The 24,257-nt window shown below is 72.3% G+C and carries 19 protein-coding genes; 9 read left to right on the forward strand and 10 right to left on the reverse strand.

From position 1 onward, the window contains the following. Window positions 1–78 precede the first annotated feature (78 nt). Window positions 79–963: an ABC transporter permease gene (locus ACIPWY_RS33425; RefSeq protein WP_362908749.1), complete on the reverse strand. Its 885-nt coding sequence runs from the start codon at window positions 961–963 to the stop codon at window positions 79–81. Beyond that, entirely contained in the window at window positions 963–1,898 is a 936-nt protein-coding gene (locus ACIPWY_RS33430; RefSeq protein WP_393704810.1) for an ABC transporter ATP-binding protein, read from the reverse strand. Before ACIPWY_RS33430 ends, ACIPWY_RS33425 begins: the two co-directional genes overlap by 1 nt. Before the next feature lie 133 nt (window positions 1,899–2,031). Here ACIPWY_RS33430 and ACIPWY_RS33435 point away from each other — a divergent pair, with 133 nt between their 5' ends. Further along, window positions 2,032–3,249, forward strand: a complete 1,218-nt coding sequence (locus ACIPWY_RS33435; protein WP_401536278.1) for a sensor histidine kinase — start codon at window positions 2,032–2,034, stop codon at window positions 3,247–3,249. Then, window positions 3,246–3,908, forward strand: coding sequence for a response regulator transcription factor (locus ACIPWY_RS33440; protein WP_362908751.1), 663 nt, complete (start codon window positions 3,246–3,248; stop codon window positions 3,906–3,908). The genes ACIPWY_RS33435 and ACIPWY_RS33440 overlap by 4 nt, the downstream gene beginning before the upstream one ends. Before the next feature lie 11 nt (window positions 3,909–3,919). Here the strand turns inward: ACIPWY_RS33440 and soxR are convergent, their stop codons facing one another. Next, window positions 3,920–4,387 carry a redox-sensitive transcriptional activator SoxR gene (gene soxR / locus ACIPWY_RS33445; protein ID WP_362908752.1) on the reverse strand — a complete coding sequence of 156 codons (468 nt, stop codon included), beginning with the start codon at window positions 4,385–4,387 and terminating at the stop codon, window positions 3,920–3,922. A 136-nt stretch (window positions 4,388–4,523) separates the two neighbouring features. Here soxR and ACIPWY_RS33450 point away from each other — a divergent pair, with 136 nt between their 5' ends. Further along, window positions 4,524–4,985 (forward strand): MaoC family dehydratase, encoded by a 462-nt coding sequence (locus ACIPWY_RS33450; protein ID WP_116503845.1) that lies wholly within the window; start codon window positions 4,524–4,526, stop codon window positions 4,983–4,985. Between the two features lie 12 nt (window positions 4,986–4,997). On the opposite strand, the gene ACIPWY_RS33455 is transcribed toward ACIPWY_RS33450, so the two are convergent. The 3 genes from ACIPWY_RS33455 to ACIPWY_RS33465 all read right to left on the reverse strand — a co-directional run bounded on the left by ACIPWY_RS33455 (window position 4,998) and on the right by ACIPWY_RS33465 (window position 7,215). After that, on the reverse strand, window positions 4,998–5,636 hold the full coding sequence (locus ACIPWY_RS33455) for a TetR/AcrR family transcriptional regulator (RefSeq protein WP_362908753.1): 639 nt from the start codon (window positions 5,634–5,636) through the stop codon (window positions 4,998–5,000). Window positions 5,637–5,711: 75 nt separating this feature from the next. Then, a complete protein-coding gene (locus ACIPWY_RS33460) occupies window positions 5,712–6,002 on the reverse strand; it encodes a YiaA/YiaB family inner membrane protein (protein WP_362908754.1) in 291 nt (96 codons plus the stop codon). A 61-nt stretch (window positions 6,003–6,063) separates the two neighbouring features. Then, window positions 6,064–7,215 carry an acyl-CoA dehydrogenase family protein gene (locus ACIPWY_RS33465; RefSeq protein WP_401536282.1) on the reverse strand — a complete coding sequence of 384 codons (1,152 nt, stop codon included), beginning with the start codon at window positions 7,213–7,215 and terminating at the stop codon, window positions 6,064–6,066. Window positions 7,216–7,294: 79 nt separating this feature from the next. Here ACIPWY_RS33465 and ACIPWY_RS33470 point away from each other — a divergent pair, with 79 nt between their 5' ends. The 3 genes from ACIPWY_RS33470 to ACIPWY_RS33480 all read left to right on the forward strand — a co-directional run bounded on the left by ACIPWY_RS33470 (window position 7,295) and on the right by ACIPWY_RS33480 (window position 9,887). Beyond that, on the forward strand, window positions 7,295–7,942 hold the full coding sequence (locus ACIPWY_RS33470) for a TetR/AcrR family transcriptional regulator (protein ID WP_362908756.1): 648 nt from the start codon (window positions 7,295–7,297) through the stop codon (window positions 7,940–7,942). A gap of 43 nt (window positions 7,943–7,985) precedes the next feature. Next, the gene (locus ACIPWY_RS33475) at window positions 7,986–8,696 is read left to right on the forward strand and encodes an ArsR/SmtB family transcription factor (protein WP_401536284.1); all 711 of its coding nucleotides are present in this window, start codon (window positions 7,986–7,988) and stop codon (window positions 8,694–8,696) included. Window positions 8,697–8,831: 135 nt separating this feature from the next. After that, complete coding sequence (locus ACIPWY_RS33480; protein ID WP_362908758.1) at window positions 8,832–9,887, forward strand: urea transporter; 1,056 nt, start codon at window positions 8,832–8,834, stop codon at window positions 9,885–9,887. Here ACIPWY_RS33480 and ACIPWY_RS33485 read toward each other — a convergent pair. The 3 genes from ACIPWY_RS33485 to ACIPWY_RS33495 all read right to left on the reverse strand — a co-directional run bounded on the left by ACIPWY_RS33485 (window position 9,853) and on the right by ACIPWY_RS33495 (window position 13,874). Beyond that, window positions 9,853–11,181: an MFS transporter gene (locus tag ACIPWY_RS33485; RefSeq protein ID WP_362908759.1), complete on the reverse strand. Its 1,329-nt coding sequence runs from the start codon at window positions 11,179–11,181 to the stop codon at window positions 9,853–9,855. The genes ACIPWY_RS33480 and ACIPWY_RS33485 overlap by 35 nt on opposite strands. Window positions 11,182–11,388: 207 nt before the next feature. Next, window positions 11,389–12,471 carry a Zn-dependent alcohol dehydrogenase gene (locus ACIPWY_RS33490; RefSeq protein ID WP_401536286.1) on the reverse strand — a complete coding sequence of 361 codons (1,083 nt, stop codon included), beginning with the start codon at window positions 12,469–12,471 and terminating at the stop codon, window positions 11,389–11,391. 14 nt (window positions 12,472–12,485) lie between these two features. After that, window positions 12,486–13,874, reverse strand: a complete 1,389-nt coding sequence (locus tag ACIPWY_RS33495; protein WP_401536288.1) for an aldehyde dehydrogenase family protein — start codon at window positions 13,872–13,874, stop codon at window positions 12,486–12,488. 176 nt (window positions 13,875–14,050) lie between these two features. Here ACIPWY_RS33495 and ACIPWY_RS33500 point away from each other — a divergent pair, with 176 nt between their 5' ends. From ACIPWY_RS33500 to ACIPWY_RS33510, 3 genes are all read left to right on the forward strand, one after another. Continuing rightward, window positions 14,051–16,621 (forward strand): S8 family serine peptidase, encoded by a 2,571-nt coding sequence (locus ACIPWY_RS33500; RefSeq protein ID WP_362908762.1) that lies wholly within the window; start codon window positions 14,051–14,053, stop codon window positions 16,619–16,621. Next, a complete protein-coding gene (locus tag ACIPWY_RS33505; protein WP_401536290.1) occupies window positions 16,621–19,554 on the forward strand; it encodes an FG-GAP repeat domain-containing protein in 2,934 nt (977 codons plus the stop codon). Before ACIPWY_RS33500 ends, ACIPWY_RS33505 begins: the two co-directional genes overlap by 1 nt. An 84-nt stretch (window positions 19,555–19,638) precedes the next feature. Further along, window positions 19,639–22,989 carry an AAA family ATPase gene (locus ACIPWY_RS33510; protein WP_362908765.1) on the forward strand — a complete coding sequence of 1,117 codons (3,351 nt, stop codon included), beginning with the start codon at window positions 19,639–19,641 and terminating at the stop codon, window positions 22,987–22,989. On the opposite strand, the gene ACIPWY_RS33515 is transcribed toward ACIPWY_RS33510, so the two are convergent. Further along, entirely contained in the window at window positions 22,986–24,254 is a 1,269-nt protein-coding gene (locus ACIPWY_RS33515; protein WP_362908766.1) for an MFS transporter, read from the reverse strand. The genes ACIPWY_RS33510 and ACIPWY_RS33515 overlap by 4 nt on opposite strands. Between the last annotated feature and the right edge of the window lie 3 nt (window positions 24,255–24,257).

The following is a 24,257-nucleotide window of genomic DNA, read 5'->3' on the forward strand; positions in this document are numbered from 1 at the left end:
ACGAGCACGACTGTGTGAGCACGACGGGGGTGCCGCCCATGAGCCGCACCCCCGCTCCACTCACGCGCCTCGGCCCGGTCACACGTCGCGGCGCCGTACGACGACCAGCGCCAGGGCGAGCGCGACCAGCGGCCAGAGCACGTACACGGTCCAGCTCCCGCCGACGGTGGCCCCGTTGTACGCCGAGGCCTCGGCCGGCGCTCCGTAGATCGTGGCCAGGCGCTGCCACGCGTTGCGCACCATCGCGTTGGCGAAGGTGGCGGACAGCGGCTTGCGGGACGAGAAGAACACCGGCAGCAGGAGCAGGACGAAGGAGCCCGCGACCACGGTGGTGGCGCTGTGCCGGATCAGGACGCCCAGGCCGAGGCCGACGAGCGCGCACACCGGCGCGAGCAGGGCGGACGCCACGAGTGCCCGCAGTGAGTCGGCGTCGCCGAGCGGGATCGCGGCGTCCCGCCCGCTGAGGATGGCCTGGGCGGTGAAGAACGAGCACAGGGCGGCGAGCAACCCGACCACGGTCCACAGGACGACCTGCACGACGGCCTTGGCGAGGACCACCGCGCCGCGTGCGGGGACGGCCACCGTGGTGGTGCGGATCAGACCGCTGCCGTACTCGCTGACCGCGGCGATCGAGCCGACGGCCACGGCGGCGAGCATCAGCGTCAGATACCCCTCCGCCGGAAAGGAATCGCCCAGCGAGAACGGGTGCTCCCGCTGCGTGAGGGCGTCGTAGGAAGGGAAGTTGTTGTAGTCGGCGAGGGCCCGGGCCGCGGCCATGCCGGTCACGACCAGCGCCACCAGGACGATCACCCAGGGCGTGGAACGCAGCGACCGCACCTTGATCCACTCGGCGGCGACGAGGTCGAGGAAGCGGGCCGGCGGTTCGTCCACCACGACTGCGTTCGTGGGCACGGTGGTTGAGGTGGGTGCGGTCGCGGTGGTGCCGTGTGTCGGGGTCGTCATCAGGGCCGGCCCGCCTTTCCTGCGTCTCCCGACAGGTACTCGACGCTGCCGGCGGTGAGTTCCATGAACGCCTCTTCCAGCGAGGCCGTCCGGTTGGTCAGCTCGTGCAGCGTGATCCGGTGCTCGAACGCGAGCGCTCCGATCCGCTCGGCGGGCAGCCCGGTCACGGCGAGCCTGGCCGCTTCCGGCGGGCCGTGCGGCGCGACGGACGCGCCGGCCGCCGTGAGGGCGGCCGTCAGTTCGCCGGCCTGCGGCGTGGCGACCAGCACGCTGAAGCGGGTGCTGCGGGCCGCGAAGTCCCGTACGGACTCGGCAGCGATGAGACGGCCCTGCCCGATCACGACGAGCTGGTCCGCGGTGCTCTCCATCTCGGTCATGAGGTGACTGGAGAGGAAGACGGTGCGTCCCTCGGCGGCCAGGCGGCGGAAGAGCCCGCGCACCCAGAGCACACCCTCCGGGTCCATGCCGTTGATCGGCTCGTCGAACATCAGGACGGGAGGGTCGCCGAGCAGGGCCGCCGCGATGCCGAGCCGCTGCTTCATGCCGAGCGAGAACCCCCCGATGCGGCGCCCTGCCGCCTCGGTCAGGCCCACCTCGGCGAGCACCTCGGCGACGCGGCTCGCCGGGATGCGGTTGCTGCGGGCCAGGGCGCCCAGGTGCGCGGTGGCGCTGCGTCCGCCGTGGACCTGCTGCGCGTCGAGCAGCGCGCCGACGTGGCGCAGGCCGCGCGGGTGGGTCCGGAAGGGGACGCCGTCGATGGTGGAGGTCCCGCCTGTGGGCGTGTCCAGGCCGAGGAGCATCCGCATGGTGGTCGACTTGCCCGCCCCGTTGGGGCCGAGGAAGCCGGTCACCTGCCCGGGCCGCACGGTGAAGGAGAGTTGGTCGACGGCGGTCTTGTCGCCGTACCGCTTGGTGAGTTCGCTGACTTCGATCACGAGGGCAACGGTGCCGCTGCGGGTGAGGGGCGCGCATCGGCCCGTCGGCGGCCCTCTCCGAGGGCGCTGTGCACCCGTGGGATGCAGCCCGTGGGCTCATGCCGGGGGCGGACGGCGCACCTACGATCCCTGTGTGGACGCCACCTCGATACCCTCGTCGCCCCAGCGAACGTACGCCCGGCACCGCTCCGTTCTGACCTGGACCGGAGCCGTCCTGTACCCGTTCATGGCGCTGCTCCCCGCGGTCAGCGCCGACCGGCTGGCGCCCGGGATCCTGCCGGCCTGCGGCTCGGCGCTCGCGGCGGTCCTGCTCGTCGGCCTGGTCCGGCGCAGGCCCATGGCCGCTCTGGTCGTGACGCTGCTCGTCACCGCCCTCCTGCCGCCGGTGGCCAAGTACCACGGACCGGTGTGGTTCGTGCCGTTCGTCGCGGTCGACATCCTGCTCGGGTACGTCGTCGCGACCCGCACCCTGCGGGCGTCGGTGGTCGCCGTCTGCCTCACGTTCCTCACGCAGTGCCTGACGATCCTCGGCTTCACGCATGGTTCCAACCTCATCGTGATCGGGACGATCGCCCTCCTGGCGCTGGTCACCACCTGCGTCGTGGGCCTCCTCGGCCGGGAGCGCCGCCGGTACGCGACGGAGCTGCGGTCGCACGAGGTCGCCGAGGCGATCACCGCCGAACGGCTGCGGATCGCCCGGGAGTTGCACGACCAGGTCGCGCACAGCATCGGCATCATCGCGATCCAGGCCGGGGTCGGCAGCCGGGTCATCGAGACGCAGCCGCTGGAGGCGCGGGCGGCCCTGCGCGCCATCGAGGCGACCAGCAGGGAGACCCTGTCGGGGCTGCGGCGCACGCTCGTCGCGCTGCGCAGGTCGGGCCCTTCGGCGGAGTCGGAGGCCGCGCCGTACGGCCCCGCGCCGGGCCTCGGCGAACTGGAGCGCCTGGCGGCCACTACAGCCGATGCGGGCGTCGGGGTCGACCTGCGATGGAGCGGGCAGCGGCGTCAGCTGCCGCCCGACATCGACCTGTCGGCGTACCGGATCGTGCAGGAGGCGCTGACGAACGTCGTGCGGCACTCGGGCGCCGGGCGGTGCCACGTGAGCGTCGGGTTCGGGGAGGATGAACTGTCCGTGGAGATCGTCGACAAGGGGCGTGGGATGCGGGGCACGGAGCCTGGCGTGGGGTTCGGGATCACCGGGATGCGGGAGCGGGTGGCGCTGCTGCACGGGGAGTTCAGCGCGGGGCCGCTGTCCGGGGGCGGCTTCCGGGTGGCGGCGCGGCTGCCGCTGCCGGAGCCGACGGCCGCAGCAGCGGACGACGCCGGCGTGGCCGGGGCGGACGCCCGATGACCGTGCGCGTGGTGCTCGCCGACGACCAGCCGCTCGTACGCTCCGGGCTGCGCGTCCTCATCGCCGACACCCCCGACCTGGAGGTCGTCGGGGAGGCCGCGAACGGCGAGGAGGCGGTCCGGCTGGCGAAGGAGGTCAGCCCCGACGTGATCGTGATGGACATCCGGATGCCGGGCATGAACGGGATCGAGGCCACGAGTCTGGTCACGTCGGGCCCGGGGGCGACGCGTGTGCTCGTCCTGACGACCTTCGACGAGGACGACCACGTCTACGGCGCGCTGCGCGCCGGCGCGAGCGGTTTCGCGGTCAAGGACATGGCGCTCGACGACATCCTCGCCGCGATCCGGGTCGTCGCGGCCGGGGACGCGCTGATCGCGCCGGGGATCACCCGCCGTCTCATCGCGGACTTCGTGGGCCGCCCCGAGCCGTCGCCCGCCCGCGCGCCGCGCCCGGTCGAGGGCATCACCGAGCGGGAGCGCGAGGTCCTGACGCTGGTGGGGCTGGGCCGGTCGAACAGCGAGATCGCCGACGAGCTCTACATCACCGTGGCCACGACCAAGTCGCACGTGGCACGTCTGTTCACCAAACTGGGCGCCCGGGACCGGGTCCAACTGGTCATCACCGCCTACGAGTCGGGGCTGGTCTCCGCGCCCCGCTGAGCGGCCGCCCCTCAGGCGCGGTCCCGGTCCTCCTTCATCAGGCGGGATCCGGTGAGGCGTTCGCCGAACACGTCGTCCGGGTTCGAGAGCACGCAGTTCTCCAGGGACAGACAGCCGCACCCGATGCAGTCGGTCAGATGGTCACGCAGCCGACCCAGCTGGGTGATGCGCTGGTCCAGTTCGGAACGCCAGGCCTCGGAGAGGTGCGCCCAGTCCTCACGGGTCGGGGTGCGCCCCTCGGGCAGCTCGGACAGCGCGTCACGGATCGTGGCGAGCGGGATGCCGACGCGCTGCGCGGCGCGGATGAAGGCGACCCTGCGCAGGGTGTCGCGCTGGTAGCGGCGCTGGTTGCCCGTCGTCCGGCTGCTGCTGATCAGGCCCTTGGCCTCGTAGAAGTGCAGGGCCGAGACAGCGGCTCCGCTGCGCGCCGACAGCTGACCGACGGTGAGTTCGTGGATCTTCACTGGAATCTGGGGCACCGTGCCGAGCCTACTGGGCCGACCCTGCCGTCGTTGACAGAGGTCGCCCGCCCTAGCATGCTGAGCAAGCGCTTAGACATTCGCCGGACATCCGCTTCAGACATCCACGCATGGTGCATACATGGGAGGCCAGGACATGGCAGAGCCGAGGGTTTTCGCGACGGTCGACGAGCTGCGCGCGGCAGTGGGCGAGCAGCTGGGATACAGCGACTGGGTCGAGATCGAGCAGAAGCGGATCGACCAGTTCGCGGACGCCACGGGTGACCACCAGTGGATCCACGTCGACCCCGAGCGCGCCAAGGACGGGCCGTTCGGCACGACGATCGCGCACGGCTATCTGACCCTGTCGCTGCTCCCCCTCTTCGGACCGCAGCTCATCAAGGTCGACGGCATGAAGATGGGCGTGAACTACGGGACGAACAAGGTCCGCTTCCCCGCCCCCGTGCCGGTCGGCTCCCGGCTGCGCGCCACCGCGAAGATCACCGGCGTCGACGACGTGCCGGGCGGCGTCCAGGTCTCGGTGGCGTTCACCGTGGAGCGCGACGGCGGCGAGAAGCCGGTTTGCGTCGCCGAGTCGGTGTCCCGCTACTACCTCTGAGCACTTCGGGGCTCAGGAGGCCTGCGCCCCCACCATCCGCAGGACGAGGTCGGCGTACAGCGCGCCGACCTCGTCGGGCGTCCGGCGGCCCTCCGTGTTGAACCAGCGCGCCACGTCGATGCAGAGCGACAGCACGGCCAGCGTGGTGCCGGGGACGTCGGGGACGTCGAACTCCCCCGCTTTCACACCGTCGTTGATGATCTCGCGCACGGTGGCGTCGCTCTCGCGGCGCAGGGCCACGATCTCGGGCCGGTGCTCCTCGCCGAGCGAGTCCAGCTCGTACTGCACGACGCGCGCCGTCAGATGGCGTGCCGCGTGCCAGCGCACGAAGGACCGTACGGCCTCGGAGAGCCGTTCGGAGGCGGTGCCCTCCTCGGCGGCCGCCTCCTTGAGGATCTCCAGGGCCTTCTCGTGGCCGATGCGGCTGATGCGCAGGAGCAGGTCCTCCTTGGTCCGGTAGTGGATGTAGAGCGCGGCCGGGCTCATGCCCGCGCGGCTCGCGATGTCCCTGGTGGTGGTCGCGTGGTAGCCGCGCTCCGCGAACGCCTCGACGGCGGCGATCAGCAGCCGCCTGGCCGCGTCCGGGGTGACCTCGGCCCAGGACATGTCGTCCGTGGCAGCCTCGTTCTGGCCGTGCCGCTCCGCGCTCATCGCTCGCTCACAATCCTCCCGTGGACAGGACGAACACCATACCCCTAGAGGTGAGCGAGCGCTTAGTTCCGTAGATCAGGCTGCGGGCTTGAAGGGGTCGTGTTCGGCGAGGATCTTGTCGATACGGGCCTGGTCGATACGGCTGACGACCTGATCGACCTCCTGGCGGTCCCGGACGACCTTGGCGAGCGTGAACGCGGAGGTCGTCAGATAGAGGACGGCGATGGCGAGGAAGCCGCGGACCCAGCCGCTGGCGTCGATGCGGTAGACCCCGACAGCGGTCGCCACGAGCGCGAGCGCGAAGGAGGCGACGGCCTGTCCGTAGAAGGCGTTGGTGGTCCCGTGCTTGACCGGTGTGTCACTCATGGGCGACAGCATGGAGCGGACGGGGGCGCACCCCCATCCGCTCACGTACTCAGAAACGTACTCAGAAGGCCGATACGCCGGTGAGCGCGCGGCCGATGATGAGCTTCTGGATCTGGCTGGTGCCCTCGTAGAGGGTCATGACGCGGGCGTCGCGCAGAAGCTTGCCGACCGGGTACTCGTCGATGTAACCGTAGCCGCCGAAGACCTGGAGGGCGTTGTTCGCGCAGCGCACCGCGCCCTCGGACGCGAAGAGCTTGGCCTTGGAGGCGGCCGTCGCGAAGTCCTCGCCCCGGTCGATGAGATCGGCGACGCGCCAGGTCAGCAGCCGCGCGGCGTCCACGTCGACGGATATGTCACTGATCAGCTCCTGCACCAGCTGGTACGAGGCGATGGACTTGCCGAACTGCTCGCGCTGCGCCGCGTATCCCACGGCCGCGTCGAGCGCGGCCTGTGCGATGCCGACGCAGCCCGCGGCCACGGACATACGCCCCTTGGCGAGCGCCGACATGGCGATGGAGAAGCCCTTGCCCTCCGGGCCGAGCATCGCGGAGGCGGGGACCCTGACGTCCTCGAGGACCAGCTCGGCGGTGGCCTGGCCGCGCAGGCCGAGCTTGCCGTGGATGGTGCGGCGGGTGAGACCAGGGGTGTCCGTGGGAACGAGGAACGCGGTGACGCCCTTGTGTCCGGGGGCGTCGGTGGAGCGGGCGAAGAGGAGGACGACGTCGGCCCACGTGCCGTTCGTGATGAACATCTTGGAGCCGTTGATCACGTACGAGTCGCCGTCGCGGACGGCGCGGGTGGTGAGGCTGCCGGCGTCGGAGCCCGTGCCTGGCTCGGTGAGTCCGAAGCAGCCGAGGGCCTCACCGGCCGTGAGCCGCGGCAGCCACCGGCGCTTCTGCTCCTCGGTCCCGTACGACTGGATCGTCTTGGTGACCAGGCCGAGCGAGACGGAGACGATGCCGCGCACGGACGAGTCACCGCGTCCCAGCTCCTCCGTGACCAGGCAGTACGCAAGGTGGTCACCGCCCGAGCCGCCGTACCCCTCGTCGATGGTCAGGCCCAGGAAGCCGACGTCGCCGAGCTTCTTGACGATGCCGCGGTCGACCTCTTCGGCGCGGTCCCAGCCGACGACGTTCGGGGTGATCTCGCGCGCCACGAAGTCCTTGGCGAGCTGCCTCACGGCCGTCTGCTCCTCGCTGAGCTCCAGATTCATGGACCACACCCCAGGCATGAGTGAATGAGCACTAAATTAGCACTGCTAGTTTTTGGCTGACAGCCCTACTATGTGCCGCATGGCCCGACCGCGCAAGCCCCTCCTGAGCAGAGACCGCATCGTCACGGCGGCGCGCTCTCTCGTAGACGCCGAGGGCCTCGCGGCCGTCTCGACGCGGCGGCTCGCCGCCGAGCTGGGCGTGAGCGGCCCCTCGCTCTACAACCACTTCCGCACCAAGGACCAGATCCTGGAGGCGGTCGCCGACTCCGTGAGCGCGCAGGTCGACCTGTCGATGTTCGACCCCGCGGACGGGCGCGACTGGCGCACCGCCCTGCACGACTGGGCGACGTCCTACCGGGCCGCCCTCCTCGATCACCCGAACATCGTCCCCGTCCTCGCCCAGGGGCCGGGGCGCAGGCCCGCGGGACTCCGGCTCGCCGACGCCGTCTTCGGCTCGATGGTGGACGCGGGCTGGCCCCCGGCGCAGGCCACGTCGATCGGCGCGCTCATGCGGTACTTCGTGACGGGCTCCGCGCTCGGCTCCTTCGCCGGGGGCTTCGTCGACGACGAGACGGCGTACGACCCCGCCGACTACCCCCACCTCGGGCAGGCGCACCTGCTCGCCGACCGCCAGGAGCTGATCGACGAGCGGGCCTTCGAGACGGGCCTGCGGGCGCTCCTCGACGGGCTCACGCTGCAGTACGAGCAGGTCGCGGCAGTGAGCTGACGTTTCGGCGGCCACCGAACCGTGCCGGGCGCATGCTTGACCCATGAAGTCCAGGGAACCCGGCGCACCGCGCCTCGCCGCGCTCGCCGCACTGATGGCCGACGAGACCCGCGCGGCCTGTCTGCTGGCGCTGCTCGACGGGCGGGCGTGGACCGCCGGTGAGCTGGCGCGGCACGCGGGGGTCGCGGCGTCGACCGCGAGCGAGCATCTGGGCAAGCTCGTCGCGGGCGGTCTGCTCGCCGAGGAGCGGCAGGGGCGCCACCGCTATGTGCGGCTCGCGGACGCGCGCGCGGCCCAGCTCGTCGAGGAACTCGCGGCGTACGCGGCGCCGGACGGCGGGGAACGCCCGCCGACGCTGCGGGCGGTGAGCGCGCGGGACGCGATGGCGCGCGGGCGCACCTGTTACGACCATCTCGCGGGGCGCCTCGGCATCACGCTCACGGACGCGCTGGTCCGGCGCGGGGATCTGCAAGCGGATACGGGGTTCGCGCTGACCGCACAAGGGGTGGACCTGTTCGGCGCGTTGGGGATCCCGCTCCAACCCTCGGGGCGGCGGCCCATGGCGCGGGCGTGCCTCGACTGGACCGAGCGGCGGCCGCATCTCGCGGGGACGGCGGGCGCGGCGTTGTGCGGCCACGCGCTCGACGTGGGCTGGGTCGTGCGGATCGGGTCGGAGCGGGCCGTGAAGGTCACGCCGGACGGGGAGCGGGCGTTCGGAGACGCCCTGGGGATCGAGGCGCAGGCGCTGCGCTAGGGCTCACGTCCGGCCCGTGTACGGCTCATGTCCGTCCCATGTACGGCAACCGCCCCTTCTTCCGGCTTTCAGGTGATAGCCGTAAAGTGCATCCGTCCTGCTCGGTGAAACACGGACGTAACACGGGAGAGCGGCATGCGGCAGGCCAAGAATGGCCCAACTCCTCCTGAATCACCCCTCCATTGGGGCGCGGGTTGTAGGCAGTACGGCGTTCAGGTCCTGCGTGGGCAGGCTCAGGTCGTCTTTCTGTCCAGCGTCCCGGCCGGACTGCTCCTCGCCGTGGCACTGTTCGCCGCGGGGTGGGAGTACGGGCTCTACGGGATCGCAGGAACGGCGCTCGGAACGGCCACCTCGCGGCTGCTCGGGGCGGACCGCGAGCGCGTCTCGACCGGGCTCGAAGGGTTCAACGCCTGTCTGACGGCGCTGTGTTTCGCGGTCTTCCTGGGCGCCGGCCATCTGTCGACCGCGCTGCTCGCGGCGGCCGGCTGCGTGATCGTCACCGTGGTCACCGCGGCCGTCGTCAATCTGCTCGGCGTCTGGAACCTGCCCTCGCTGACGCTCCCCTACTGCCTCCTCGCCAGCGCGATGACCACCGCGGCCCCGGGGTTCGAGCGGATCTGGCACCACGGCGACGGCCTCGCCGCCCTCACGAGCGCGGCGACCGGGCCGACCGCGCTCGACTTCACCGACCTGTGGCGCGGGTTCTTCACCGGCTTCGCCGAGATCTTCTTCATGCCGCAGTGGTACGTCGGCGCGCTCATCCTCGCCGCGCTCCTCGTCGCGAGCCGCAGGGCCGCGGCCGTGGCGTCGGTGGGCAGCCTCGTCGGGATCCTCTCCGGGTGGGCGCTCGGCGCTCCGGCCGCGCAGATCGCCGACGGGACCATGGGCTACAACGCGATCCTCGTGGCGCTGGCCCTGTGCGGGGTGTTCCTGGAGGCCGGTCCGCGCACTCTCGGGTACGCCGTGGTGGGCGCGTTCACCGCGACGGCCGCGACGTCGGCCATGGCCGCGGTGTTCGCACCGTCGGGCGGGCACACGTTCACCTGGCCGTTCGTCCTGACGACGTGCGCCTTCCTGGCGGCGGCCCGGTCGTTCCCCAGACTGCGGACATCGGCTCCGGCACCCGCGGCGCCGGAGCCGATGGCGGCAGCGGTGCTCAGCGCCCAGCCGCCCGCCCCGCAAGTACCTTGATGGAGACCAGGGCGATCACGCCGAGACCGATGATGTAGCCGGAGACGGCCATCGACGTGCCGGTCGCCTCCAGGAGCAACACCATCACGAACGGCGCGAGTCCGCCGCCGAACACGGCCGCGATCTGGTAGCCGAGCGAGGCTCCCGTGTAGCGCATCTCGGCGGTGAACAGCTCCGCGAACAGCGCGGCCTGCGGCCCGTACATGATGCTCAGGAAGCAGCTGGTGACGAAGGTGCCCACGGCCAGCCAGAGCAGCGAGCCGGTGTCGATGAGCAGGAACATCGGCACGGCCCACACGACGAGGCCCGCCGCCCCGAGCGCGTAGATCCGCAGCCGTCCGATGCGGTCGGAGAGGGCCGCCGACGCGGGGATCAGGGCGAGTTGGGTGAGGCTGATGCAGAGCGAGACCGTCAGGACGGCCTCGCGCTCCATGCCGAGTTCTCGGGTCGTGTAGTCGAGGACTCCCGTGATGATGATGTAGAACGTCGCGGTGTTCACGGCGAAGGAGCCGCCCGCGAGGAAGACCGTGCCGAGGTGTTCGCGCAGGATCCTGCGCAGCGGGGAGCGGGAGCGGTCCGCCTCCGCCTTCGCCAGTTCCGCTTCCGCGGCCTTGAACTCGGGGGTCTCCTCGACCTTCGTGTGGATGTACCAGGCGAGGACGAGGACGAGCAGGCCCACGAGGAACGGGAGCCGCCAGCCCCACGCGGTGAAGGCGCTGTCGCTGGTGAGGGCGCCGGCGAGAAGGAACACGGTGTTGGCGGTCACCACGCCGATGGGGACGCCGAGTTGGACGAGGCTGCCGTACAGGCCGCGCTTGCCCTCGGGAGCGTACTCGGTGGCCATCAGCATCGCGCCGCCCCACTGGGCACCGACGGCGAGGCCCTGCACGACCCGCAGGGCGACGAGGAGGATCGGCGCGGCCACGCCGATCGTGTCGTACGTGGGGAGCAGGCCGATGCCCGTGGTGGCGAGGCCCATCAGGGTCAGGGCGAGGACCAACATGGGCTTGCGGCCGCGCTTGTCGCCGAGCTGACCGGCGACGACCCCGCCGAGCGGGCGGGCCAGGAAGCCGACGGCGAAGGTCGCGAAGGCGGCGAGCACGCCAGCCGACGAGCTGCCGGAGGGGAAGTAGAGGTCGCCGAGCACGAGGGCGGCCGCGATACCGAAGACGAAGTAGTCGTACCACTCGACGGCCGAGGCGAGCGCGGCGGCGGTGGCGACCTTCCTTCGGGCGCGGGTCTCGGCCTCGGAGGACGTGGTGGCTGCGGGGCGAGCGGATGGTGCCGTGTCCATGCGTGCACACTCCGGTGACTGCGGGGAGGGGACGGTCCGCGGCGCCGCGGTGCCGGGAACATACTGACCAGACGGTACGCGGGTCAACGGGTTGCGCAGCAGCAGTTTTTTGCCTGCGCATGGGAAAGTGGGGGCCACGTGCGGGCAGGCCGGTGACCCCGGCCGCTCGGGGCGGCCGGGGTCACCGGGACACCGGTCTGTGCAGGTCTAGAAGACCACCAGCGCCCGTCCGCCCTTGCCCGCGATCATGTTGTCGAAGGCGGCGGGGATCCCGTCGAGGGCGATGTGTTCGGTGACGAGCGCGCTCAGGTCGAGGCGGCCCGCGCGGACGTGCTCGGCCAGGACCGGGAGGTCCTTCGCCGGGTCTGAGTTGCCGTAGACGCAGCCGGAGAGCGTGCGGCCGAAGTGGAAGATCTCCAGGGCGTTGAAGGTGACCTGCTGGTCCTTGCCGCCGATGCCGACGACCGTGGTGCGGCCGCCGCGCCGGGTGGACTCCCACGCGGTACGGATGGTCACGGCGCGGCCCACGCACTCGACCGCGACGTCCACGCCCTGCTTGCCGGTGAGGGCGCGGATCTCGCGTGCGGTGGTCTCGGAGGCCACGACGTAGTCGGTGGCACCGGCCTTGCGAGCCAGCTCCTCCTTCGCCGGGGAGACGTCCACCGCGATGATCTTCGAGGCGCCGGCGATCCGGGCCGCCTGCAGCGTCGCGAGGCCGACCCCGCCGACGCCGAAGACGGCGACCGTCTCGCCCTCGCGGACCCGCGCCGAGTGGTGCACGGCGCCGTATCCGGTCAGGACGGCGCAGCCGAGGAGGGCCGCGTCGGCGAGGGGGACGCCGTCGGGGGCGCGCAGGACGCAGTTCGCGGCGACCACCGTCTCCTCGGCGAACGCGGCGACGTTCAGGCCGGGGTGGAGGTCGCTGCCGTCGTCGGAGCGGTGGGCGTACACGGAGCCCGCGCCGGTGAGGGCGTCGGCGCACAGCCACACCTCGCCCAGTGAGCAGGCGTGGCACTTTCCGCACGCGGGCGCCCAGTTGAGGACGACCCCGTCGCCCGGCGCGACATGGGTGACGCCCTCGCCGACGGAGACGACCGTGCCGGCGCCCTCGTGGCCGAGCACGGCGGGGACGGGCACGCGCATCGTGCCGTTGGTCAGGGACAGGTCGGAGTGGCAGACCCCGGCGGCGGTGAGCCTGACCCGGATCTGGCCGGGGCCGGGTTCGGGCAGGTCGATCTCCGTGATCTCCAGGGGAGATCCGACGGCGGGGAGTACAGCGGCACGGACCATGAGGCGCGGAGCTCCTAGAACTGGAGGGACTTGGTCTGGAGGTACTCGGACAGGCCGTGGGCGCCCAGCTCGCGGCCGACGCCGGACTGCTTGTAACCGCCGAACGGGGCGAGGGGGTTGAAGCGGCCGCCGTTGATGTCGACCTGGCCGGTGTCCATCCGGCGGGCGAACGCGACGGCCTCGGCGTCGTCGGCCGCCCAGACGGCGCCCGCGAGGCCGTACACCGTGCCGTTGGCGATGCGCAGGGCGTCGTCCTCGTCCTCGTAGCGGATGATCGAGACGACCGGGCCGAAGATCTCCTCCTGGGCGATGGTCATCTCGAGGGTGACGTCGGCGAAGACGGTCGGGCTGACGAAGTAGCCCTGCTCGCGCGGGGCTTCGGGGCCGCCGGCGACGAGGCGGGCGCCCTCGGCGACACCCTTCTCGATGTAGCCGCGCACGCGCGTGTGCTGCTTGGCGTTGACGAGCGGGCCGATGCGGTCGCCGTACTTGGCGGCGGCCTCGGCGGCGAGCGCGACCGCCTCGTCGTACTGGGACGTGTGGACGAGCATGCGGGTCCAGGCGCTGCAGGTCTGGCCGGAGTTGCCCATGACGTTCGCGACGCCGACGCCGACGGCCTTGGCCAGGTCGGCGCTCGGCAGGATGACGTTGGCGGACTTGCCGCCGAGTTCGAGGGCGACGCGCTTGACGGCGGCGCCCGCGGTGGCGCCGATCTGCTTGCCGACGGCGGTGGAGCCGGTGAAGGAGACCAGGTCGACGCCCGGGTGCGCGGCGAGCGCCTGGCCGGCGACGGTACCGAGGCCGGTGACCAGGTTGAACACCCCTGCGGGGATGCCCGCTTCGTGGACGGCCTCGGCGAAGAGCTGCGCGGTCAGCGGGGTGTCCTCGGCGGGCTTGAGGACGACGGTGCAGCCCGCCGCGAGCGCCGGGGCGACCTTCGCGACGATCTGGTGGAGCGGGTAGTTCCAGGGCGTGATCGCGCCGACGACGCCGACCGGTTCGGCGTAGACGGTGGAGTTGCCGACCTTCTCCTCGAAGGCGTACGAGGCGGCGAGTTCGGCGTAGGAGCCGGCCACCAGGATCGGCACGCCGGCGTGCACCATCTGCGAGAACTGCAGGGGCGCGCCGAGCTCTGCGGTGACGGTCTCGGCGATCTCGTCCTTGCGGGCGACGAGGACGTCGCGCAGGGCGGCGATCCGCGCGGCGCGTTCGGCGGGCGGGGTCGCGGCCCAGGCGGGGAACGCCTCGTGGGCGGCGAACACGGCGGCGTCGACGTCCTCGGCGACGCCTGCCGGGACATGGGCGATGACCTGCTCGTCCGCGGGGTTGACCACCGCGATCGTGTCCGCGCCCGCGGCGGCCCGCCACTCGCCGCCGATGTACATCCCGTCGTGGGCCTTCATCGCATTCCTCCCGAGGGTGCCGTGGCTACGGCGTAGTCGATCCGCGCCCCAAACTAGCGCCGTTAGTTTTTGGGCGCCAGAGACCCCCGTCACCCTGCCAGTAATTCCTCAGTAACGGTGCCTCCCTAGCGTCCGGGCCATCCCTGCCGTTCCCGGAGTTCCCGGAGGATCCCCCGATGCACCCGTCACGATCGCCCCGGCGCAGACCCTTCCCCAAGTTCTCGACTTCGCTCGAACAAGGGAGACCCCATTCGTGGGCGGCGGCCGCAGTGATCGCGGCCGCCCTGCTGACCGGACCGCTGCCCTCGGCGGCGGCCGCCGCCGATTCCGCGCCGTCGCCCAAGGTGGACTCCGCACTGCGCGCCGCCGTGGACGACGGCGGCGACGCCTCGTTCTTCGTCGTGCTCAAGGACCAGGCAGACCTCTCGTCGGCGCGCGGCAAGCGCACCCACGCCTCGCGCGCCAAGTCCGCCTTCTCCGCACTGCGCGGCAAGGCCGCCAAGAGCCAGAGCTCGCTGACGTCGTTCCTCGACAAGGAGCGGGTCGGGCACCAGGACTACTGGATCGTCAACGCCGTCCAGGTCACCGGCGACAAGAAGCTCGTGGCGCAGCTCGCGAAGCGCTCCGACGTCGCCTCGATCGTCAAGGAGCAGCACTACAAGCTGGACGCCACGGAGCGCGCGACGGCCGGCGCGGCCACCGACGCGGACCCGGTCACCCCCGAGTGGGGCGTCAAGGACATCAAGGCCGACCAGGTCTGGGACCAGTACGACGACCGCGGTGAGGGCATCGTCATCGCGAACGTCGACTCGGGCGTCCAGTACGACCACCCCGCGCTGAAGGCCAACTATCGCGGCAACAACGGCGACGGCTCCTTCACGCACGACTACAACTGGTACGACCCGACCGGACAGTGCCCCACCTCGGCGCCCTGTGACAACAACGGCCACGGCACGCACACCATGGGCACCATGGTCGGCGCGGGCGGGGTCGGTGTCGCGCCCGGCGCGAAGTGGATAGCCGCCAAGGGCTGCGAGTCCAGCTCCTGCTCGGACGCCTCGCTGCTCGCGGCGGGCCAGTGGATCCTCGCCCCGACCGACCACAACGGCCAGAACCCGCGCCCCGACCTCGCCCCCGACATCGTGAACAACTCCTGGGGCGGCGGCGACACGACGTTCTACCAGGACATCGTCGAGGCGTGGAACGCGGCCGGGATCTTCGAGGCGTTCGCCTCCGGCAACGACGGTGACGGCGTGACCTGCTCGACCGGCCACGCGCCGGGCTCGCAGGCACCGGCGTACGGCGTCGGCGCGTACGACGTGAACGGGAAGATCGCCGACTTCTCCGGCTTCGGACCGTCCCGCCTCGACGGCTCGATGAAGCCGAACATCTCGGCCCCTGGCGTCAACGTCCGCTCCACCTGGCCGGGCAACACCTACAAGTCGATCTCCGGTACGTCGATGGCGACACCGCACGTCGCGGGCGCTGTCGCCCTGCTGTGGGCGTCGGCCCCCTCCCTCATCGGCGACATCGACGCGACGCGCAAGCTCCTCGACGAGGGAGCCGTCGACGTCGACGACACGCACTGCGGCGGCACCGCCGGCGCCAACAACGTGTGGGGCGAGGGCAAGCTCGACATCTTCGCCTCCGTCGACAAGGCCCCGCACACGGCGGCCGTCGTCACCGGCAAGGTCACCGACAAGGCGACCGGGGCCGCGCTCTCCGGCGTCACCGTGAAGGCCACGGGCCCCGCCTCGACCCGCACGGTCACGACCTCGGCCGACGGCACCTACCGGCTCACGCTCCCGGCAGGCACGTACGACTTCGCCCTCAGCGGCTACGGCTACGCGAACGGCTCCGCCTCGGGCGTCACCGTCACCACCGGCGAGCAGGCCACCGAGGACTTCACCCTGAACGCGGTCACCTCGCATGCCGTGTCCGGCACCGTCCTCGACGTCACCGGCAAGCCCCTCGCCAAGGCCACCGTCCAGGTCGCGGGCACGCCCGTCGCCTCCGTCACCACGGACGCATCCGGCCGCTTCACCCTGCCGAAGGTGGCGGAGGGTTCGTACACCCTGACCGCCACACCCACCGCGCCCGTCCTGTGCAACGGCGTCTACAGCGGCGCCCTCGCCGTCGACGGCGACGAGACACTGACCGCCCGCCTCCCCGCGCGCTCCGACGCCGCGGGCAACAGCTGCACCCCGGGGACGTACTCCTGGATCGCCGGCAGCGGCAAGGTCGCGCTCAGCGGGGACGAGGACGCGAAGACGATCGCGCTGCCCTTCCCCGTGAAGCTGTACGGCGTCTCCTACTCCACCGCGAGCGTCACCACGAACGGCCTGGTCAACTTCCTCGAGCCGCGCCTCGGGGACTACGACAACGTCGCGCTCCCGTCGGTGGACAAGCCCAACGGCACCGTCGCCGCCTTCTGGGACGACCTGACCCTGGACAAGAAGTCCACCGTGCAGACCTCGACCACGGGGACGGCCGGCAGCCGGAAGTTCGCCGTCGTCTGGAACAACGCCGCCTTCGCCGACGGGCGTTCCGGCCGCCTCACCTTCGAGGCCGTCTTCGACGAGGCCACCGGCGCCGTCACCCTCCAGTACCGGTCCGTGCCGGGCGCCGGAGCGAGCGCCACCGTCGGCATCGAGAACCAGTCCGGCACCGACGCCCTCCAGTTCTCCTTCAACGAGCCGGTCCTCAAGGACCAGGCCGCCATCCGTATCGCGCAGGGGACCAAGTGATGAGAATCAACTCCCGGCGGGCGCTGCGGCTCGCCTCCGCGCTGGTCGCGGCCGGCCTGGCGCTCAGCGCCGCGCCGCCCGCCCTGGCCGACGACGACGGCAGCTCCCTTCTCACGCTGACCGACAGCCAGGCCGAGAAGCTGGCGGACCACGCCCAGCTCGACGCCTACGCGGACGCCGACCGCGCGACGGTCGACCCGCAGGGCGCGACCGAGGGCTCCGGCACCTCCGGTACGGACGGCCATGGTTCCGGCTCCCACCTCGACGAAGGCACCGGTACCGGCACCGACGGCGCCGTCACCATCTCCACCAAGTCCACGCTGGAGGGCGTGCGTGGCCTGGCCGCCACCGTCCCCGCCGGAGGCAAGGACGGCGACTACTTCACCCTGCACAGCCTCGGCAGCGTCCAGCGCAGCAAGGCCGACGGCACCGCCCTGTGGCGGCGCGACAACGCCTCCCTGTACGCGGACTGGGGCGTCAAGAACTCCCGGCCCTGGCAGACCGAGCCGTACCCGGCGCGCATCGTGATGGGCTACAACGCGGTCAGCCCGTTCACGCCCGCCTCCGACCAGGGGTACGTGACCGGCGACCTGACCGGTGACGGCGTGGACGACGTGGTGTTCTCGGCGAGCGTCGGCGTGAGCCCGTACCGCCCCTTCACCTCGCCCGGCTCCACCCTCGCCAACGGCACCTTCGTCACGGTCCTCGACGGGAAGACCGGCAGGACGCTGTGGTCGAAGCTGTACGCGTACGCCTACAACGTGAAGCTCGTCGGCAAGACGCTCGTCGTGACGGACGCGCCGTACTACAACCTCAACTCCCCGGCCGACGCCACCGCCACCGTCTCCGGCATCCGCTTCTCGTACGCGGACAGGGCGCTCAAGCCCACCGACACGTGGACGTACGACACGGGAGTGCGCGCCGGTACCGCGTGGGGCGCCCTGGAGGACATCGGCGGCGGTCTGGTCGCGGCGTCCTACAACCAGCGCAGGACCGCCACGGCGGCGGGCCGCGGGCGCACCCTTGTGCTCGACACCGCCGACGGGAAGGTCAAGTGGCAGGCCGACAGTGCCCTTTACTCCCGCCAGCTGCACCTCGACAGCGCGCGCGGACGGCTCGTGGCCCTGGAGCAGTCCGACCCGAACGACGGCATGAAGTACGAGATCGACTCCTACTCCCTGGCCGACGGCAAGCGGACCACGCTCGACACCCGGATCAACGCGCTGCCCACCGACATGACGATCGGTGACCTGCGGGGCGACCGGAAACCCGAGTACGTGGTCAGCGAGTCCACCCTCGACCCCTACCTGTACATCAACTCCAACACCGTCCGGGTCGTGGACGGCGCGGACCCGGCCACACTGCTGTGGTCCTCCACCGTCAAGCGCGCCGCCGACAACGGCCATGACGGCCCGAGCGCGTGGAGCCTGGACGTCGTCGGCGGCAGCCTCGTGACGACCGCCCAGGACGACACCGGCATGAACTCGGCGGAGAACCCAGGGGGCGGGCAGTACGCCTCGCTCACCGTGTTCTCCGGCAGCGGTGACGTGCGCTGGCGGGAGAAGGGGGTCGGCGCCTCACCGATGTTCGCCCAGGTCTACCGCGACAGCGGCGGGCAGCACGTGCGTACCGTCGACCAGAACCAGAACATCCACACCTACGGGTTCGGCAACGGCAAGCAGCAGGCGGTGCTGCCGCTCCAGGGCGGCCTGTCCTCCTCTGCGTCCGCCGACCTCGACGGCGACCGGAAGAACGACCTGGTGGTCGGCGGCACGTCCGACGGCGTGTGGGCCTACTCGGGTCCCTCGCTGACCGCGGGCAGGCCGAAGCTCCTGTGGAAGGCCACCGTTCCCGGCCAGGTGCACCGGATCGAGAAGGGCGACGTCAACGGTGACGGCCACGCCGACTTCGTGGTGGCCGCGGACACGGCGGTCGCGGTCATCGACGGCCGCAGCGGCAAGGTCCTCGAACGCATCGACGGGAACGGGCAGTTCGTCCGCTCTGTGACGGTCGCCGACCTCGACGGCGACAAGCGGGCCGACATCCTCGTGCCCACCGACAAACTGCGCGCCTACCGGGGCAACGGCTCCGCGCTGTGGACCCACGCGGCGCCCACCGCCGCGGGCAGTGTCGTGTTCGGCGACCCCGCGGTGGGCGAGGGCCGGGTGTACGCGCAGTACACGAGCAGCAACTCCCTCGGCAAGGACTCGCCCGTGGTCGACGGCGTCGCACTCGACGCCAAGAAGGGCATCGTGCGCTGGACCGCCTCGCCGAAGGCCCCGGCGGATATCCCCGGCGGCAAGCTGTACGGCGCTGCCCTGAGCCGGGGCGTCTTCACCTCGCCGAAGATCCCGTACGCCGACGGGCACGCGGTCGTCTACACCTGGATGGGGGCGACCTCCACGACCGCTTCGGGCGCGCCGGACGCGACCAGCCTGAGCAACATCGTCGAGATCCGCGACAGCCGCACGGGTGAGGTCCTCCACCAGGGCCTGGCCGGCGGCGCCTGGACGCTCGGGAACTACTTCACCGGGCCGGAGGGGCTGAACCTCGCGGGGACCGCGTCGTTCCGCACCTACGCCGCCGGCGGCCAGGACTACTCGATCTACACACTGCCGACCGTGGAGACCGGTGGGTTCCTCACAGGGCCCGGCGGACGTCGCCTCCTGATCGGCGGCACCCAGGCAGGCGCCTACCTGTGGGACCCCACCGTGCTGACGGCGGGGCACAACTATCCCGACGGCATCGCCGACATCACCCTCCTAGGCGCCCGGGAGTACTTCTCCGGCGACCTGGACGGTGACGGCGTCGACGAGATCGTGAACCTCGGCTTCGACGAGACGGGCTTCGACCGGACGACCGCGCTGCTCGGCGGCCGGTATCTCAACCAGTTCACCGCGATCTCGCAGCTGACGGTGAACACCCTCTCCTGACCGTCACCATCGCCCGCCGGCCTCCCGGACCTCTGTTCGGGGGGCCTGTGGTGTGTCCGGAGAAGGGGGTTAAAGTGCGCCCTTATGGGCGCGGACGGCACGGACCACGGCACGGAGTCCGCTCCTCCACTGCTGCGTCTGCACCTTTTCGGCGGGTTCCGGGTGACTCGCGACGGCGGGCCCGCGCTCGCCGAACGCTGGCCGCGCCCCAGCGCCCGCGCCCTCGTCAAACTCCTCGCGGTCTCCCCCGGCCACAGCCTCCACCGCGAACAGGCCATGGACATCTGCTGGCCCGACGCCGACGCGCCCGCCGCGCTCGGCAGCCTGCGCGTCGCCCTGCACGCCGCGCGCCGCGCCCTGGAACCGGAGCTCGCGCCGCGCGCGGCCTCCTCGTACCTCATCGCGGACGGCACGCTCCTGCGCCTCGATCCCGGGGCGGTCTGGATCGACGCCGACCACGCGGAGCGACTGGCGGAAGCGGCGCTCGATTCAGGCTCCTCCTCTCAACTCGCCGCAGCGCTCCGCTCGTTCACGGGGGAACTGCTGCCGGAGGACAGATACGCGCCGTGGACCGAGTCGCGGCGCGTACGGCTCGCCGTGGTGTGCGAGCGGCTCCGGATCGCGCTCGCCGAGGCTCTGCTCGACGACGGTTCCGCCGACGAGGCCGGGACGGTGGCCCGGTCGGCGCTCGACGAGAACCCGGCAGACGAGCGCGCCCATCAGCTCCTCATGAGCGCCTATCTGCGCCAAGGACTGCGGCGGCAGGCCGTCCGGCAGTTCCACGCGTGCCGCGAGGCGCTCGACTCCGAACTCGGAGTACGGCCGGGGCCGGAGACGCAGCGGCTCCATCTGCTCGCACTCGACGCGGGCGGAGCGGCGGCCCGGGTGGCGCGGCCCGCCGCGGGATTCACGCCACCGGGGGCCGTGCGGGGGCCCGCGCCGGCGCCGCTGCGGGGACGTGACGAGGTCCTCGACCGGCTGCTCGCGCCGGACGCCCCCGCCGTACAGCTGATCCGCGGCGAGGCGGGGCTCGGCAAGACGCGCCTGGTGAGCGAGGCGGCACGACGCGCTCTCGGCGAGGGCGCCGCGGTGCTGTGGGGCGCGGGCCACGACGCGGAAGGGCACACGCCGTTCGGCGCGTTCGTGGAGGCGCTCGACGGCTGGCTCGCCGACCGGCCACCCGCGGAGCGCGCCAGGGCCGGTGCCGAGTACCCCGAACTGGCCTCACTGCTCCCGTCGTTGGGGCAGGCGGGCGGGGGCGCGGAGCGCAGTCCGGAGGAGGAGCGGGAGCGGCTGTTCCGGGCGGCGGCCGGGCTGCTCGGCGACCTCGCTCGGACGGCGCCCGTCCTGGTCGTCCTCGACGACCTGCACGCGGCCGACGCGGGCTCGTTCCAGCTGCTCGGCCATCTGGCCCGCCGCGCCAGGACGACCCGTGACCCCGTCCGCCTCGTGGCGACGTACCGGGCCGAGGAACTCACCGAGACCGACCCGCGCCGCACGGGCCTCGAATCCCTCGTGCGCCAACGACTCGCGCGCCACGTGGACCTGCCCCGCCTGGGCCGCGACGACTGCCTGACCCTGGCGGCGGACGCACTGGGCCTGCCGACAGGATCCGACGTACCCGAACGGGTCTGGGACCTCTCACTGGGCAACCCCCTCTTCGCCCTGGAACTGGCACGGGCATTCGGAGACGGGCGCGGGGGCGGGCTGGGCGGAGACGGGAGCGGCGTCGGGCTCGGCACGGACGCGGGCGGACGCGGCAGCGAGCTCGGAACGGGCGCGGATGCGAGGGGCGACGGCTTCGAGCCGCAGACTCCTTACGGCGTACGGCAGTTGGTGGCCGCCCGGCTCGCGCGGCTCGGGCCCGGCGCGCGCCGGGTCGTGGAGGCCGTGGCAGTGGCCGGCGGGGACGCCGCGCTCGCCGAAGTGCTGGACGTCGCGAGCGCGGGGCTGCACCCGCTGCTCTCCGTGGCCGAGGCGACATCGGGCGCCGACGCCGCGGTCGCCGCCTCGGTCCTTGCCGAACGGGACGTCGTCGCCGACGGGCGCACCGTGCCCGGCCTCACCTTCCGCCACCCCCTCGTACGCCTCACCTGCTACGAGCGCCTCTCCGCCGCCCGCCGCCGCCTCCTCCACTCGGCGTACGCGGAGGCCGTGCTGCGGCGCAGGCCCGACGCCGTGGACACGCTCGCCGCCCATCTGACGCGCGCCGACGATCCGCGCGCCACCGGCTACCTCCGGCAGGCCGCCGAGCGGGCCGCCGCCCTGTGCGCGAACGACACCGCAGACCACTACTACGCCCAGCTCACCGACCGTCTCGACGAGTTCGCCGCCGAGTCGGCGCGGGCCAGGATCGACCGGGCGGCCGTACTGCGCCGCATGGCGCGGTACGAGGACGCGGCGCGGGTGCTGCGCGAGGCGCTCGACGACGTGACGCGCCGCGGCGATGCGGACGGGCGCGTCCTTGCCTCGGCCCGGCTCGGCGAGGTCCTCGCGAAGACCCGGTCCACGGAGGAGGGGCTCGCCCTCCTCGACGCGGCGCCGCCCGCCGCCGGCACCGCGCCCGAGGCGGCCACCGCGCACCATCTCGCCCGCTCGATCCTGTGCTTCGTCACCGGGCGCTACCCGGAAGCCGTCACCGCGGGAGAAGCAGCGCACGCGGCGGCGCTACGGGTGACGGGTCCCGAGCAGCGCGGCCTGCTCGGACGTTCGCTCGCCACGCAGGCCACATCGCTGGCACTCGCCGGGCGCTTCACGCAGGCCAGACCGGTCGCGGACCGTGCTCTGCCGCACGCGGAGGCGTACGGGGATCCGCAGTTGCTCGGCTCGGTCCTCTCCGTCCTGCGGGAGCACGCACGCCGGTCGGGGCGACTGCGGGAGGCCGTCACGACGGGCGAGCGCGCCCTCGCGCTCGCCGAGCGCTCCGGCGACCCGACGGCGGCGGCCTTCGAGCGGGCCAATCTCGCCGAACTCCACCTGCTCCTCGAGGAGTACGACGCGGCGCTCGACCTCGCGCAGGACGCCGTACGCGAGTCGGAGCCGCACACGGGCTGGTGCGCGCCGTATGCGCTGGCCGCGCTGGCGCGGGTACGGATGCGGTCGGGTGACGCGGAGTCCTGCGCCGCCCTCCTGGACCGTGCGGGCCGTACCGCCGATGCGCAGGGCGACCGGCAGGCCCAGCAGGAAGTACGGCTGGCCCGGGCCGAGTTGGGCGTGCGCCGGGGCCGTCCCGAGGAGGCACTGGCCCTGCTGGCCGGCGCGACGGACGCGGGACATCTCACGGCCTGGGCCCACTTGGAGGCGGGCCGCGCGGCCCAAGCAGCAACCATTGCCGAGGCCGAGGCCACCCGCGCCCACGAGGCAGGCGAACGCCTGGCGGAGGCGGAGGCCAGGGCCATACACGGCCGCGCGCAAGCAGCACTGGGGCGTAGCTAGCCCCTCCGGCGTTTGAGGAGCGGGGTCCGGGGCGGAACCCCGGTTCGGGAAGGGGCCGGCCTGGGGAAGAGACCCCGCCCGGAGGACCCCCCACCCCCACCCCGCAGACCAACTCCCGCCGCCCCCACCAGCAACACACCCAGCATCAGGAACGGCGCCGCAACCCCGGCGACACCCGCCACAAGACCGGCGGCGGCCGGCGCCGCCACCTGCCCCAGCCGATTGCCGGTGAGCCGCAGCGCGAGCGCCGTGGACCGCGCCTCGTCAGGCGCCGCCTGAACCACCGTCGTCATCGAAAGCGGCTGCCCGACCCCCAGGCAGAACCCGAGCACGGCAAGCATCAGCGCGAGCGCCCACACCGGCACGGGCAGCGCGATCCCCGCGCACATGACCCCGGCGGCCAGACAGGTCGTGGCGAGAAGTGCCGCCCGGCCGAGGCGCCGCAGCATCGGCGTCATGACAAGCCGGCAGGCAATCGTGGCGGCGGCCCGCAGGCTCAGCAGCAGACCGACGACGGACGGCGCGATCTCCCGGTGCTCGCCGACGACCGGCAGATACGCCGTGAGGATGTCCGTCGCGGACAGCACGGCGAGGGAGATGAAGATGCCGCCGGGCACACCCCTGGTTCGCAGGATGCGGCCGACGGGGACGCGCGGCCCGGCGGGTACGGCCGCACCCGTCGTCGGACGAGGGTGCTCGATGCGCCACAGCGAGGTGAAGGAGACCGCGGCGACGGCGGCCGCGACGAGCAGCGCGAGCGCACTCGTGGACCCCAGGTCCGGCCCGCCGATGAGCGCGCCCGCGGCGATCGGCCCGACGAGCTGGCCCAGGGAGGCGCCGATCGTGAAGTGGCCGAAGTTGCGGTCCTGTTCGGCCGGGGCCGACTGGCGGGCGACGATCGACTGCGCGCCGATCACGAACGACAGATGGCCGAGGCCCATCACGCCGCTCCAGGCCGCCATCGCGGCGAGGGAGTCGGCCGTGCCGCTGAGCGCGCAGCCACCGGCGATGAGGACGACGCCGATCGGCAGCAGGGGCGCGCACCGGCCGTGGTCGGTGCGGCGGCCCAGCGGTACGGCCGCGAACAGCGGAAGGAGCGCGTACACGCCCGCGATCACACCGACCGCGCGCTCGTCCGCCCCGAGCGCGAGAGCCCGGTAGGAGACGGCGGGCCGCGCCATCGACACCGCCCCCTGCGCGAAGCTGAAGGCGATGACGAGGCGGAGCAGCCAGCTTCTCCTGCCGGGCTCTGTCGTGAGACTCATCGG

The organism is Streptomyces sp. NPDC090032, assembly GCF_044748025.1.
Taxonomy (GTDB): Bacteria; Actinomycetota; Actinomycetes; order Streptomycetales; family Streptomycetaceae; genus Streptomyces.